General features: G+C 63.8%; 12 protein-coding genes. 10 read left to right on the forward strand and 2 right to left on the reverse strand.

Annotated features, from left to right (window positions below; translation table 11 throughout):
* Nucleotides 1–793 precede the first annotated feature (793 nt).
* Nucleotides 794–1,558 carry a TOBE domain-containing protein gene (locus FHR27_RS24675; protein ID WP_179540159.1) on the reverse strand — a complete coding sequence of 255 codons (765 nt, stop codon included), beginning with the start codon at nucleotides 1,556–1,558 and terminating at the stop codon, nucleotides 794–796.
* A 57-nt stretch (nucleotides 1,559–1,615) separates the two neighbouring features.
* Complete coding sequence (locus FHR27_RS24680; protein ID WP_179539819.1) at nucleotides 1,616–2,353, reverse strand: ComF family protein; 738 nt, start codon at nucleotides 2,351–2,353, stop codon at nucleotides 1,616–1,618.
* 83 nt (nucleotides 2,354–2,436) lie between these two features.
* Between FHR27_RS24680 and bioB the strand changes: the two genes are divergently transcribed.
* From bioB to FHR27_RS24730, 10 genes are all read left to right on the forward strand, one after another.
* Nucleotides 2,437–3,489 carry a biotin synthase BioB gene (gene bioB / locus FHR27_RS24685; RefSeq protein WP_042553307.1) on the forward strand — a complete coding sequence of 351 codons (1,053 nt, stop codon included), beginning with the start codon at nucleotides 2,437–2,439 and terminating at the stop codon, nucleotides 3,487–3,489.
* Nucleotides 3,490–3,574: 85 nt separating this feature from the next.
* On the forward strand, nucleotides 3,575–4,750 hold the full coding sequence (gene bioF, locus FHR27_RS24690; RefSeq protein WP_179539820.1) for an 8-amino-7-oxononanoate synthase: 1,176 nt from the start codon (nucleotides 3,575–3,577) through the stop codon (nucleotides 4,748–4,750).
* Nucleotides 4,747–5,466, forward strand: a complete 720-nt coding sequence (locus FHR27_RS24695) for an alpha/beta fold hydrolase (RefSeq protein WP_042553309.1) — start codon at nucleotides 4,747–4,749, stop codon at nucleotides 5,464–5,466. Before bioF ends, FHR27_RS24695 begins: the two co-directional genes overlap by 4 nt.
* Nucleotides 5,450–6,241, forward strand: coding sequence for a malonyl-ACP O-methyltransferase BioC (gene bioC, locus FHR27_RS24700; RefSeq protein ID WP_042553310.1), 792 nt, complete (start codon nucleotides 5,450–5,452; stop codon nucleotides 6,239–6,241). The genes FHR27_RS24695 and bioC overlap by 17 nt, the downstream gene beginning before the upstream one ends.
* Nucleotides 6,238–6,921, forward strand: coding sequence for a dethiobiotin synthase (gene bioD / locus FHR27_RS24705; protein WP_042553311.1), 684 nt, complete (start codon nucleotides 6,238–6,240; stop codon nucleotides 6,919–6,921). The genes bioC and bioD overlap by 4 nt, the downstream gene beginning before the upstream one ends.
* An 89-nt stretch (nucleotides 6,922–7,010) precedes the next feature.
* A complete protein-coding gene (locus FHR27_RS24710; RefSeq protein WP_179539821.1) occupies nucleotides 7,011–7,277 on the forward strand; it encodes a hypothetical protein in 267 nt (88 codons plus the stop codon).
* A 42-nt stretch (nucleotides 7,278–7,319) separates the two neighbouring features.
* A complete protein-coding gene (locus FHR27_RS24715) occupies nucleotides 7,320–8,063 on the forward strand; it encodes a putative metalloprotease CJM1_0395 family protein (protein ID WP_179539822.1) in 744 nt (247 codons plus the stop codon).
* Nucleotides 8,064–8,223: 160 nt separating this feature from the next.
* Nucleotides 8,224–10,029 (forward strand): phenylacyl-CoA dehydrogenase, encoded by a 1,806-nt coding sequence (locus tag FHR27_RS24720; protein ID WP_179539823.1) that lies wholly within the window; start codon nucleotides 8,224–8,226, stop codon nucleotides 10,027–10,029.
* Between the two features lie 181 nt (nucleotides 10,030–10,210).
* Complete coding sequence (locus tag FHR27_RS24725; RefSeq protein WP_042553315.1) at nucleotides 10,211–11,500, forward strand: GGDEF domain-containing protein; 1,290 nt, start codon at nucleotides 10,211–10,213, stop codon at nucleotides 11,498–11,500.
* 106 nt (nucleotides 11,501–11,606) lie between these two features.
* Entirely contained in the window at nucleotides 11,607–13,385 is a 1,779-nt protein-coding gene (locus FHR27_RS24730; RefSeq protein WP_042553316.1) for an acyl-CoA dehydrogenase C-terminal domain-containing protein, read from the forward strand.
* Nucleotides 13,386–13,509 lie beyond the last annotated feature (124 nt).

The raw sequence follows: 13,509 nt of genomic DNA on the forward strand, positions 1-13,509 counted from the left end.
AGTCAGTCACCATCGGCGTTGAATGGCTTCGGTGGGCTAAAGCGCCACCCTACGGTTCATGCGCCTGGGGAGTAGGGTGGGCTTCAGCCCACCATCAATACCCCCCACGGCCCGGAGCTTCGAAGCGCATGCTTTGAACAGTCAGCCACCATCGGTGTTGAATGGCTTCGGTGGGCTAAAGCGCCACCCTACGGTTCATGCGCCTGGGGAGTAGGGTGGGCTTCAGCCCACCACCAATAACGCCCACGGCCCGAAGCTTCGAAGTGCATGCTTTGAACAGTCGGCCACCATCGGCTTTGAATGGCTTCGGTGGGCCAAAGCGCCACCCTACGGTTGATGCGCCTGGGGAGTAGGGTGGGCTTCAGCCCACCACCAATACCCCCAACGGCCCTGAGCTTCGAAGCGCATGCTTTGAACAGTCAGCCACCATCGGCGTTGAATGGCTTTGGTGGGCTAAAGCGCCACCCTACGGTTGATGCGCCTGGGGAGTAGGGTGGGCTTCAGCCCACCACCAATACCACCACGGCCCTGAGCTTCGAAGCGCATGCTTTGAGCAGTCGGCCACCATGGCGTTGAATGGCTTTGGTGGGCTAAAGCGCCACCCTACGGTTGATACGCCTGGGGAGTAGGGTGGGCTTCAGCCCACCATCAATAACCCCCACGGCCCGGAGCTTCGAAGCGCATGCTTTGAACAGTCGGCCACCATCGGCGTTGAATGGCTTTGGTGGGCTAAAGCGCCACCCTACGGTTGATGCGCCTGGGGAGTAGGGTGGGTTTCAGCCCGCCAATCGCATCAGACCTGCGTCCCCAGCAACACATGGCTGGCTGCAAACTGGGCGCGTACCGGGCTGCCCGCACCCAGCCCCTGCCGGGTGAGCTGTTCGGCGCAGGCCTGGGCGCACAGCGTTTGCCCGTTGGGCAGGGCGATGCGCACCTCGCAGGGGCCATCGGCCTCGGGCAGGATCTGTTCGATGGTCCCCGCTAGCGCGTTGAGGCTCGGGTCGGCTTCCTGGTCCAGCCCGCTGAGCTGCAGCCAGCCGGCCTTGATCAGCACCATCAAGGGCACCCCATCCTGCAGTTGCAGGTGAGCGGTGCTGCTGTGGGTAATCTGCGCCTGGATCGACGAGCCTCCGGGCAGTTCGATCTCGATCAGGTCGTTGCCGCCTTGGCGCTGGATCGCCTGTACCCGACCGCTGAGCTGGTTGCGTGCGCTGGTACGCAGCATCAGCCGGCCGAGCACTTGCAGGTCGGCGTCGTCTTCGGCGGCCTGCAGCACTTCGGCCTGAATGGCCTGCAGGCGCTGGTGCAACTGCAGCAGACGCTCCCCGGCCGACGTCAGCCGAGCACCCCCACCGCCCTTGCCGCCTACGCTGCGAGCGACCAGGGGTTGATCGGCCAGGTTGTTCAGCTCGTCGATGGCGTCCCAGGCCGCCTTGTAGCTCATGCCGGCGGCCTTGGCCGCGCGGGTGATCGAGCCCTGCGCGGCGATCTGTTCGAGCAGCGCGATGCGTTGTGGGCGGCGGGTAACGTGTTGGGCGAGCAGCGAGAGGGTGGTCATGGGCAGGGCAGCGGTAATCACGACGGCTGGCCACTGTGCGTGACGCTCCAGCCCTCGTCAATGATCCCCGGGCGCGGGCGTACGGGCCAGGCAATAGACATCCACGCGCGCCGCCCCGGCGCGAGTCAGCAGGCGGGCAAGCTGCTGCGCCGTGGCGCCGGTAGTCAGCACGTCATCGATCAGCGCAACGTGCCGCTTCTTCACCTGCGCCCGGGGGCTGACCGCAAAGGCGCCACGCAGATTGCGCCGACGGGCGACGGCATCGAGTTTCTGTTGGGCGGGTGTATCGCCAATGCGCTGCAGCCACTCGCTGCGCTGAGGAATCTGCACGGCTTGGCCAATCACCTGAGCGAGCATCTGCGCCTGGTTGAAACCGCGTTGGCGCTGGCGTTTGGGCGAAAGCGGCACGGGCAACAATACGTCCGGCCTGGGCAGCCCTTCGCCGAAGGCGTGCACCAGATGGCGGGCGAGCAGATCACCGAGTAACCGGCCGATGGGCCAGCGAGCCTGATGCTTGAAGCGATTGATCAGGGCGTCCACCGGAAACGCATAGCGCCACGGGGCCTCGACCCTGCTGAATGCAGGCGGGCGCTTCAGGCAGTTGCCGCAGACAAGGCCGTCGACAGCAAGCGGCAGGGCGCAGATCTGGCAGCGCGGCCCCAGCCATGGGAGCTCCGCATCGCACTCGGCGCACAGCGGCAAAGGCGTATCCACCCGCTCATCACAGAGCGAGCAGGTTTGTTTTATTTTTAACCAGTTGTAAACCTTGATAAATGCATATGGTTGACAGTGCATGATGCTTCCTTAACTATGCCGCACATCCGTGTAGGGTCTGCTTTCGACTGTAGCAGGCCGCCTGTAGATAAGGACTTGCCCCCATGAGCGCTAGTACCGCCGCCACCCTGCGTCACGATTGGAGCCTGAAGGAAGTTCGGGCGCTGTTCGAGCAACCGTTCAACGACCTGCTGTTCCATGCCCAGACCGTGCACCGCGCGCATTTCGATGCCAACCGTGTGCAGGTCTCGACGCTGCTGTCGATCAAGACCGGGGCCTGTCCCGAAGACTGCAAGTACTGTCCGCAGTCCGGCCACTACAACACCGGTCTGGACAAGCAGAAGCTGATGGAAGTGCAGAAGGTGCTGGAGGCCGCGGCCGAGGCCAAGGCTATCGGTTCGACCCGGTTCTGCATGGGCGCGGCCTGGAAGCATCCGTCCGCCAAGGACATGCCCTACGTGCTGAAGATGGTCGAAGGCGTGAAGGCCCTGGGCCTGGAAACCTGCATGACCCTGGGCAAGCTCGACAAGGAACAGACCGCTGCCCTGGCCGAGGCGGGCCTCGACTACTACAACCACAACCTCGATACCTCGCCGGAGTTCTACGGCAGCATCATCACCACCCGCACCTACTCCGAGCGCCTGCAGACGCTGGCTTACGTGCGTGACGCCGGCATGAAGATCTGCTCCGGCGGCATTCTCGGCATGGGCGAGTCGCTGGATGACCGCGCCGGCCTGCTGATCCAGCTGGCCAACCTGCCGGAGCACCCGGAGTCGGTGCCCATCAACATGCTGGTCAAGGTCGAGGGCACGCCGCTGGCCAATGAGGAAGATGTCGACCCCTTCGACTTCATCCGCATGCTGGCGGTGGCGCGCATCATGATGCCGAAATCCCATGTGCGCCTGTCCGCCGGGCGTGAGGCGATGAACGAGCAGATGCAGGCCCTGGCGTTCTTCGCTGGCGCCAACTCGATTTTCTACGGCGAAAAACTGCTGACCACTGCCAACCCTCAGGCTGACAAGGACATGCAGCTGTTCGCACGCCTGGGCATTCAGCCCGAAGCGCGCGAGGAGCACGCCGACGAGGTGCACCAGGCGGCCATCGAGCAGGCGCTGGTCGAGCAGCGCGACTCGCGGCTGTTCTACAACGCGGTCTGAGAACAGCCACAAGCGACGAGCATCGCGGCGCGATCTGAATGGTTGCGCCGCTTGAAGCTTGTGGCTTGCAGCCTGGAGCTTTTGCATGCCTTTCGATCTTGCCGCTCGCCTGGCCGAGCGGCGTGCCGCCGATCTCTATCGACAGCGCCCGCTGCTAGGCAGCCCGCAAGGGCCGCTGGTGGAGGTGGACGGGCGCCAGTTGCTGGCGTTCTGTTCCAACGATTATCTCGGCCTGGCCAACCATCCGCTGGTGGTCGAGGCCTGGCGGGCCGGCGCCCAACGTTGGGGGGTCGGTGGTGGCGCTTCGCATCTGGTGATCGGCCACAGCACGCCGCACCATGAACTGGAAGAAGCCCTGGCCGATTTCACCGGCCGCCCCCGCGCATTGCTGTTTTCCACCGGCTACATGGCCAACCTCGGCGCCGTCACTGCGCTGGTCGGCAAAGGCGATACGGTACTCGAAGATCGACTCAACCACGCGTCATTGCTGGATGCTGGCCTGCTCAGCGGCGCGCGTTTCTCGCGCTACCTGCATAACGACCGTGGCAGCCTCGCTACGCGCCTGGGCAAGGCCGAGGGCAATACCCTGGTGGTTTGCGACGGCGTCTTCAGCATGGACGGCGATATGGCGGACCTGCCTGCACTGTGCGCCGAGGCACGTCGCAGGGATGCCTGGCTGATGGTCGATGACGCCCATGGCTTCGGCACCCTGGGCGCAACGGGCGGTGGTGTGGTCGAGCATTTCGGCCTCGGCATCAGCGACGTGCCGGTACTGGTCGGCACCCTGGGCAAGGCGTTCGGTACCGCTGGCGCCTTCGTCGCTGGCAGCGACGATCTGATCGATACCCTGGTGCAGTTCGCCAGGCCATACATCTACACCACCAGTCAGCCGCCGGCGTTGGCCTGTGCCACCCTGAAGAGTCTCGAACTGCTGCGCAGCGAGCACTGGCGACGTGAGCACCTGGCCGCACTGATCCGTCGATTCCGCGAGGGCGCCGCGAGCATCGGTCTGCAACTGATGGACAGTGATACGCCGATCCAGCCGATCCTGGTCGGCGATAGCGGCCGCGCCGTCGCCTTGTCTCAGGCGCTGCGCGAGCGCGGCATGTTGGTCACGGCGATTCGCCCGCCGACCGTGCCGGCAGGCAGCGCGCGGTTGCGGGTCACCCTGTCGGCTGCCCACGAACTCGCCCAGGTCGATCGGCTGCTTGAAGTGCTCGCCCATTGCTGGCTGCAACTGCCGGGAGAGTCGGAACGATGACCGAGCGCCTGATTCTGTTACCCGGCTGGGGGCTCGGCAGTGCGCCGCTGCAGCCGCTCGTCGATGCCCTCGGCTCGCAGTTGCAGGTCGATATCGAGCCGCTACCGCCGCTCGAACATGGGCAACTGGAGCTGTGGCTCGACCAACTGGACGAGCGCCTGCCCCGGGGTGCCTGGCTGGGTGGCTGGTCACTGGGCGGCATGCTCGCCAGCCTGTTGGCAGCACGGCGGGCAGAGGATTGTCCTGGTCTGCTGACGCTGGCCAGCAATGCCTCTTTCATTGCCCGCGAGGGTTGGTCGGCAGCGATGCCGACGGCTACCTTCGAGGCGTTTCACGATTCCTACCGCCAGAACCCGAGCGCAACCCTCAAGCGCTTCGCGATGCTCTGCAGCCAGGGTGCTGCCGATGCTCGGGGGCTGTCCCGTGCATTGCTGGCGCAGGCTGGCGGCGTCGACTCGCTGGCCGGGCTCGACCTGCTTGCTACCCTCGATACCCGACCCGCACTGCTGCAGTTCCAGGGGCCGCAACTTCACCTGTTCGGCACCGCCGATGCGTTGGTACCGGCGGCTGCCGCTGCTGCTGTTCAGGCCGTGCAGCCTGCTGCCCAGGTGCGCAGTGTCGAGGGCGCGAGCCATGGGTTCGCTGTGGAACAGGCCGAGCACGTAGCGGCCATGCTGCTCGGTTTCATGGAGGCGCACGGTGAACGAGCGGCCTGACAAGCGCCGGGTGGCGGCGTCCTTTTCCAGGGCCGCTGGCAGTTATGACAGCGTTGCCGAATTGCAGCGCGATGTGGGGCGGCGGTTGTTGTGGCGGCTGCCGTTGTCCACGCAGCCGGGGCGATGGCTCGACCTTGGCTGTGGTACTGGCCACTTCAGCCGGGCGCTGGGCGAATGGTTCCCCCTTGCACAGGGCATCTCCCTGGACATCGCCGAAGGCATGCTGCAGCACGCTCGGCAACAGGGCGGCGCGCAGTGCCACGTGGCTGGAGACGCCGAGCAGCTGCCACTGCGTGATCAGAGCTGTGATCTGATTTTCTCGAGCCTGGCCTTGCAGTGGTGTGCCGACTTCCAGGCCGTGCTCAGCGAGGCGCGCAGGGTATTGCGACCGGGTGGTGTGCTGGCGTTCAGCAGCCTGTGCGTCGGCACCTTGCAGGAGCTGCGTGACAGCTGGCAGGCCGTGGACGGTTTCGTGCACGTCAACCGCTTCCGCCGCGTCGAGGACTATGAGGCGCTGTGCGCTGCCAGTGGTATGCAGGTGCAGGCGCTGCAGCTTCAGGCGCATCGCCTCCACTACCCGGATCTGCGCAGCCTCACCCACGGCCTCAAGGCGTTGGGGGCGCATAATCTCAACGATGGCCGCCCGGCCGGGCTGACCGGGCGCGCACGCTTGCGCGCGCTCGCCGAGGCTTACGAACAACGGCGCCAGCCCGAGGGACTGCCCTGCACCTATCAGGTCATCTATGGCGTACTGCAAAAGGAGCAGCGCTCATGAGTGCAGCCTATTTCATCACGGGCACCGACACCGAAATCGGCAAGACCACCATCGCCGCCGGCCTGCTGTATGCGGCCCGCGCCGCCGGGCTGTCGACGGCTGCGGCCAAGCCGGTCGCCTCCGGCTGTGTGCTTACCGCAGAGGGGCTGCGCAACGACGACGCGTTGGCACTGCTCGCTCAATGCAGCCTGCCGCTGCGCTATGACGAGGTGAACCCCAATGCCTTCGCACCGGCCATCGCCCCCCATCTGGCGGCGCGCGACGAGGGCGTGCAGCTCGAGGTGCCGGCGTTGAGCGCAGCGGTTCGGGCGATTCTGGGCAAAGGTGCGGACTTCACGCTGGTCGAAGGTGCCGGTGGCTGGCGCGTACCACTGACTGGTGCGGCCAACCTGTCGGACCTGGCTCGGGCACTGGAGCTTCCGGTGATTCTGGTGGTCGGCGTACGCCTGGGCTGCATCAACCATGCGCTACTGACCGCCGAGGCGATCCTGGGCGATGGCTTGCCGCTGGCTGGCTGGGTGGCCAATATCGTCGACCCGCATGCGGCGCGGCTGCAGGACAACCTCGATACCCTGAGCGAGCGTCTGCCCGCACCTTGCATCGGCGAGGTGCCGCACTTGTCAGCGGCTTTGCCGGAGCGGGTGGCGCAGTACCTCGATTTATCGCGAATGATGCTATAAAGCCAGCTCATGCATTATTTTTGGCTGTACATTTTTTAAGCGGCTTCTGCTTAAATACATGCCATAGGTCCCTGCACCAGGAGACGTCCATGCAGATCTCATCCACCAGCGCATTCAACGCTGGCATCAATACCATTCAATCCGGCCAGCGTCGCGTCGATCAGGCTGCCGGTGAAATCGCCAGTGCGCCGGTGATCGCCGAGCGCGCGCAGGCCAACGAGCCCTCGGCTGCCCGCTCCGATATCGCCGATAACATGGTCGAGATGCGCGTCGGTCAATATGAAGCTCAGGCTGGCGCTCGTGTCGTTCAGACGGCGGACAAGGTGCTGGGCACCTTGATCGACGTCACCGCCTAATCGCCGCGCCTTCGGGCGCTCGGTTCCAGGAGGGAGGATGACATGCAAGTTTCTGGCTTCTCTCCCTCTTACTATCCTGTACTTCCTGCCGCGACCGCCGTTCCACGCCCCGTCGATTCCTCCAGCTCCCCTGATTTGGCCCGCGCCGCTTTTGCGCCTGTGGCGTCTAGTGCTGAGTCCGATTCCTCAAAAGCTGCAACCGGGCAGGAGGAACAGGACAAGTCAGAAGACTCCTCTGCTACCGCCAAACCAGGCGAGCCCCGCACTCCTCAGGAAGAGCAGGAGTTGCAGTTGGTCATTTCCGAGTTGGTCAACCGGGATCGTGAGGTGCGAACCCACGAGCAGGCGCACGCGGCGGTTGGCGGCGTGCACGCTGGCGCACCCACCTACACCTATACCCGTGGCCCGGATGGCAAGCGCTATGCTTCCGGGGGTGAGGTGAGCATCGACGTGGGGGCGGTAGCCAATGATCCTCAGGCCACGCTGAGCAAGATGGAGATCGTGATCCGTGCCGCGCTCGCGCCGGCCGAACCCTCTGCCCAGGATCGCAGTGTCGCCAGCCAGGCGCAGGCACAGATGGCGGTAGCCCGTGCCGAGCTCGCCGCACAGCAGCGCAGCGAAGCCGAGGAGGCGAAGGCACCTGCCGACGAAACGGATCAGGAAAGCGACGACCCGTCAGTCACGTCCGCCGATCAGCAGGCCCGCCCGGAGCCCGCCGGGATCAGCCTCTACGCCGCGTTCGCGGCCGATCAGAAGCCCTCTGGATCGCTCGATCTGCGCGCTTGAGCGAACGGTGTCGGGCCTTGACAGTGCCAGGGCGTAAACGTATGTTTAAAACATGTGTTTGAGTCGCTGCGCTGGCAGTCGACTCCATATATGGCCATTCTGCAAACGACCGCCCATCGGTCATCCCAAACATAAGAGACCACCCGCAGAGGTACCCGCTATGCCTGAATACAAGGCCCCCTTGCGTGATATCCGTTTCGTTCGTGACGAACTGCTCGGCTATGAAGCGCACTATCAGAGCCTGCCTGGCTGCCAGGACGCTACGCCAGACATGGTCGATGCCATCCTCGAGGAAGGCGCCAAGTTCTGCGAGCAGGTGCTCTCTCCGCTGAACCGCGTAGGCGATACCGAAGGCTGCACCTGGAGCGAATCCGGTGTGAAAACGCCGACCGGCTTCAAGGAAGCCTACAAGCAGTTCGTCGAAGGCGGCTGGCCCAGCCTGGCCCATGACGTCGAACATGGCGGCCAGGGCCTGCCCGAGTCGCTTGGCCTGGCTGTCAGTGAAATGGTCGGTACCGCCAACTGGTCGTGGGGCATGTACCCCGGCTTGTCCCATGGCGCGATGAACACCATCTCCGCACACGGCACGCCCGAGCAGCAACACACCTACCTGACCAAGCTGGTCTCCGGCGAATGGACCGGCACCATGTGCCTGACCGAAGCCCACTGCGGTACCGACCTGGGTATGCTGCGCACCCGTGCCGAACCTCAGGCCGACGGTTCCTACAAAATCTCCGGCACCAAGATCTTCATCTCGGCCGGTGAGCACGACATGGCCGATAACATCGTGCACATCGTACTGGCTCGCCTGCCGGATGCACCGGCTGGTACCAAGGGTATTTCCCTGTTCATCGTGCCGAAGTTCCTGCCCAGCGCCGAAGGCGGCGTCGGTGAGCGCAACGCGGTGAACTGTGGCTCCCTTGAGCACAAGATGGGCATTCACGGCAACGCCACCTGCGTGATGAACTTCGATGCTGCCACCGGCTTCCTGATCGGCCCGCCGAACAAGGGCCTGAACTGCATGTTCACCTTCATGAACACCGCCCGCCTGGGCACTGCTCTGCAAGGTCTGGCGCATGCCGAACTGGGCTTCCAGGGTGGCATCAAGTACGCCCGTGATCGCCTGCAAATGCGCTCGTTGACTGGCCCGAAATCGCCGGAAAAAGCCGCCGATCCGATCATCGTGCACCCCGATGTTCGCCGCATGCTGCTGACCATGAAGGCCTTCGCCGAGGGTAACCGGGCGATGGTTTACTTCACCGCCAAGCAGGTGGATATCCTCAAGTACGCCCAGGACGAGGAACAGAAGAAAGCCGCTGATGGCCTGATGGCTTTCCTGACCCCGATCGCCAAGGCGTTCATGACCGAGGTCGGCTTCGAGTCCGCATCCCACGGCATGCAGATCTACGGTGGCCACGGTTTCATCAGCGAGTGGGGCATGGAGCAGAACCTGCGCGACTGCCGCATCTCGATGATGTACGAAGGTACTACCGGTGTTCAGGCCCTCGACCTGCTCGGTCGCAAGGTGCTGATGACTCAGGGTGAAGCGCTCAAGGGCTTCACCAAGATCGTCCACAAGTTCTGCCAGGCCAACGAAGGCAACGAAGCGATCAAGGCGTTCGTCGAGCCGCTGGCCAAGCTGAACAAGGAGTGGGGCGAGCTGACCATGAAGATCGGCATGGCCGCCATGAAGGACCGCGAGGAAGTCGGTGCCGCGTCGGTGGATTACCTGATGTACTCCGGCTACGCCTGCCTGGCTTACTTCTGGGCCGACATGGCGCGTGTCGCCGCCGAGAAGATCGCTTCGGGCGAGGGTGACCAGGCCTTCTACAAGGCCAAGCTGCAGACCGCGCAGTTCTACTATGCACGCATCCTGCCGCGTACCCGCACCCACGTTGCGACCATGCTGTCTGGCGCAAGCAGCCTGATGGACATGAACGAAGAAGACTTCGCTCTGGGTTACTGATTGCCCATGCGATGCAAGAACCGCGACCCGGTGGGTCGCGGTTTTTTTATGGCTGTCTTTCGGGCTGGCATCGGCTAGGTACTGCGGCCCGACCTGCACTGGTGAGATGCTCGGACCTCGTGCGTAGCTGACCAAATACAGGCAGAATGCCAGTCTCTTTCTGGTCATTGCGGAGCTCGTCTTGTCGCGCCTAACCGCCTTGCGCTTGGGACACTTCCTGCCAGCGTTGCTGCTGCTCGGCGGCGGCTTGCTGGCCGCGACTCTGCCAACGCTGACCGACTTCTTCACCTCCCTCTTCAATGTGTTGCCGACCCTGTTGCTGCTGCTCGGTGGCACCTTCTGCGTGGTCTACGGCCGGCAACGCGAGCTGTTCCTGCTGCTGGTGCTCTATCTGGGTTACTTCGTGCTCGACGAGCAGGCCGATCATTACCGCGATTTCGGTCAGGTGCGCGATGATGCGGCCCTGGTCTTTCACCTCTGCAGCCTGCTGTTGCCGATGCTCTATGGGTTGTTCGCTCTGTGGCGAGAGCGCACCCACCTGATTCAGGATCTGGTCGCCCGCCTTGCGGTGCTGCTGGCGGTTTGTGCCGTGGCCGCTGCGCTTGCGCGACGCTATCCGCAAGCGCTCGAGCAGTGGTTGTCGGTGATCCGCTGGCCCGCCCTGCATGCCGAGTGGATGAGCCTCGTGCAACTGGCCTATCCGCTGTTCCTGCTGGTCATCGTCGCACTGCTGGTGCAGTACCTGCGCACGCCTCGCCCGGTACACGCGGTGCAGTGCGTCGGGGTGATCGCTCTGTTATGGATGCTGCCCAATACCTTCATCCAGCCTCATGCGCTGCAGGTGATGTCCAGCGTGGTGATGCTGATGATCGTCGTCGGCGTGGCGCACGAGGCCTACCAGATGGCCTTCCGAGACGAGCTCACCGGGTTGCCCGGGCGTCGGGCGCTTAACGAGCGACTGCAGCGCTTGGGGCGCAGTTACGTGCTCGCCATGGCGGATGTCGATCACTTCAAGAAATTCAACGATACCCATGGTCACGATGTCGGCGATCAGGTGCTGCGTGTGGTCGCCAGCCAGCTGCGCAAGGTCGGCGGCGGTGGCAAGGTCTATCGCTACGGCGGCGAGGAATTCACCCTGGTGTTTCCCGGCAAGACCATCGAACAGTGCCTGCCGCATCTGGAAGCGATACGCCAGACCGTCGAACGCTACCGGATTCAGTTGCGCGATGGCCAGCAGCGCCCGAACGACGACCAGTTGGGGCGTCAGCGCCGCCGGGGTTCCGCTGCCACCCATGTGTCCGTGACGGTGAGTATCGGGGTGGCTCAGCGTGGCGAGGAGCAGCGCAGCGTGGAGGAGGTTCTCAAGGCCGCCGACAAGGCCCTCTATGGTGCCAAGAGCGCAGGGCGCAACTGCGTGAGCAGTCAGGTTCAGCGGCGCGGCGCGGTCAAGTTGAAGGCCGAGCGCGGCTGATCGTCTGTGTGATCGATCAGTGGCTGACCGGTCACGACACGACCCTATGTGTCTGAAAAGTTGTTGGGCTAGACTCGGCTTCTGAACGTGCTACCGAGGACTTCCCATGGCCGATTACAAAGCTCCCCTGCGTGACATGCGCTTCGTGCTCAACGAGGTTTTACAGGTCTCAACATTGTGGGCGCAGTTGCCAGCCCTGGCCGAGGTCGTCGATGAGGAGACCGCCAACGCGATCCTCGAAGAAGCGGGCAAGATCACCGCAGGCATGATCGCGCCCTTGAACCGGGCGAGTGACGAAGAGGGCTGTTCGTGGGCCGATGGCGTGGTCACCACGCCAGCCGGATTCATCGAGGCCTACAGGGCGTATGCCGAGGGTGGCTGGGTCGGTGTCGGTGGCGATCCGCAGTTCGGCGGCATGGGCATGCCCAAGGTGATATCTGCCCAGGTCGAGGAAATGGTCAACTCGTCCAGCCTGTCGTTCGGCCTCTACCCGATGCTCACGGCCGGAGCCTGTCTGTCGATCAATGCGCACGCCAGCGAAGAGCTGAAGCAGGCTTATCTGCCGAACATGTATGCCGGCGTCTGGGCCGGTTCCATGTGCCTGACCGAGCCCCATGCCGGTACCGATCTGGGCATCATCCGTACCAAGGCCGAGCCTCAGGCCGATGGCAGCTACAAGGTCAGCGGCACCAAGATCTTCATCACCGGTGGTGAGCACGATCTGACCGAGAACATCATTCACCTGGTGCTGGCCAAGCTGCCCGATGCACCGGCTGGCCCCAAGGGCATTTCGCTGTTCCTGGTGCCCAAGTTCATGGTCAATGCCGATGGCTCGCTGGGTGAGCGCAACGCGCTGTCCTGTGGCTCCATCGAGCACAAGATGGGCATCAAGGCATCGAGTACCTGTGTAATGAACTTCGATGGTGCCACCGGTTACATCATCGACGCGCCGAACCGCGGCCTGGCCGCCATGTTCACCATGATGAATTACGAGCGACTGGGGGTCGGCATCCAGGGGCTTTCGACCGGTGAGCGTTCCTACCAGAGCGCCATCGAATATGCCCGCGAGCGTATCCAGAGCCGTGCGCCAACTGGTGCCGTGGCCAAGGACAAGGCGGCCGACCCGATCATCGTCCATCCGGACGTGCGCCGTATGTTGCTGACCATGAAGGCCCTCAACGAGGGTGGACGTGCCTTCTCCAGCTACGTCGCCATGCAGCTCGACACCGCCAAGTTCAGCGAAGATGCGATCACCCGCAAGCGCGCCGAAGAACTGGTGGCGCTGCTGACTCCGGTGGCCAAGGCGTTCCTGACCGATCTCGGCCTGGAAACCACCCTTCACGGCCAGCAGGTGTTCGGTGGGCATGGCTACGTGCGGGAGTGGGGCCAGGAACAACTGGTTCGCGACTGCCGCATCACGCAGATCTACGAAGGCACCAATGGTATCCAGGCGCTGGATCTGGTCGGTCGCAAGGTGGTTGGCAGTGGTGGCGCCTTCTCCCAGCATTTCACCGATGAGATTCGTGCCTTCGCCAGCGCCGCGGATGCTCCGCCTGCCGAGTTCAGCGAGCCGCTGCTGGCCGCGGTCGCCATTCTGGAGGCGCAAACCACGGCACTGCTCGAGCGCGCACGGAGCAACCCCAACGAGATCGGCGCGGCCTCGGTGGAGTACCTGCACCTGTTCGGTTACACCGCCTACGCCTACATGTGGGCAATGATGGCCAAGGCGGCACTGGGCAAGGAAGGGCAGGAGGATTTCTACGCCAGCAAGCTGGGCACCGCGCGTTTCTACTTCGCTCGCCTGCTGCCACGCATCCATTCCCTGAGTGCGTCGGTGAGCGCTGGCAGCGAGAGCCTGTACCTGCTCGATGCCGAGCAGTTCTGACGGGGTGTGGTCCGCGCTGTCGTTGGCCTGCAGCGTGTAGGCCAATGCTTACACGCAGTTCTGCCTTTAGCCACTATTGGCATTTGCAGGCGAAGCGTAATCTTCACTTCAAGGACTTAGCGCA

It is taken from the genome of Pseudomonas flavescens (assembly GCF_013408425.1).
Lineage (GTDB): Bacteria > Pseudomonadota > Gammaproteobacteria > Pseudomonadales > Pseudomonadaceae > Aquipseudomonas > Aquipseudomonas fulva_A.

What these genes read in the sequence shown, in the direction of transcription:
- FHR27_RS24680 (WP_179539819.1), bottom strand. Translation starts at nt 2,353, where the DNA reads ATGCACTGTCAACCATATGCATTTATCAAGGTTTACAACTGGTTAAAA.
- FHR27_RS24675 (WP_179540159.1), bottom strand. Translation starts at nt 1,558, where the DNA reads ATGACCACCCTCTCGCTGCTCGCCCAACACGTTACCCGCCGCCCACAA.
- FHR27_RS24710 (WP_179539821.1), top strand. Translation starts at nt 7,011, where the DNA reads ATGCAGATCTCATCCACCAGCGCATTCAACGCTGGCATCAATACCATT.
- FHR27_RS24715 (WP_179539822.1), top strand. Translation starts at nt 7,320, where the DNA reads ATGCAAGTTTCTGGCTTCTCTCCCTCTTACTATCCTGTACTTCCTGCC.
- FHR27_RS24720 (WP_179539823.1), top strand. Translation starts at nt 8,224, where the DNA reads ATGCCTGAATACAAGGCCCCCTTGCGTGATATCCGTTTCGTTCGTGAC.
- bioB (WP_042553307.1), top strand. Translation starts at nt 2,437, where the DNA reads ATGAGCGCTAGTACCGCCGCCACCCTGCGTCACGATTGGAGCCTGAAG.
- bioD (WP_042553311.1), top strand. Translation starts at nt 6,238, where the DNA reads ATGAGTGCAGCCTATTTCATCACGGGCACCGACACCGAAATCGGCAAG.
- bioF (WP_179539820.1), top strand. Translation starts at nt 3,575, where the DNA reads ATGCCTTTCGATCTTGCCGCTCGCCTGGCCGAGCGGCGTGCCGCCGAT.
- FHR27_RS24730 (WP_042553316.1), top strand. Translation starts at nt 11,607, where the DNA reads ATGGCCGATTACAAAGCTCCCCTGCGTGACATGCGCTTCGTGCTCAAC.
- FHR27_RS24695 (WP_042553309.1), top strand. Translation starts at nt 4,747, where the DNA reads ATGACCGAGCGCCTGATTCTGTTACCCGGCTGGGGGCTCGGCAGTGCG.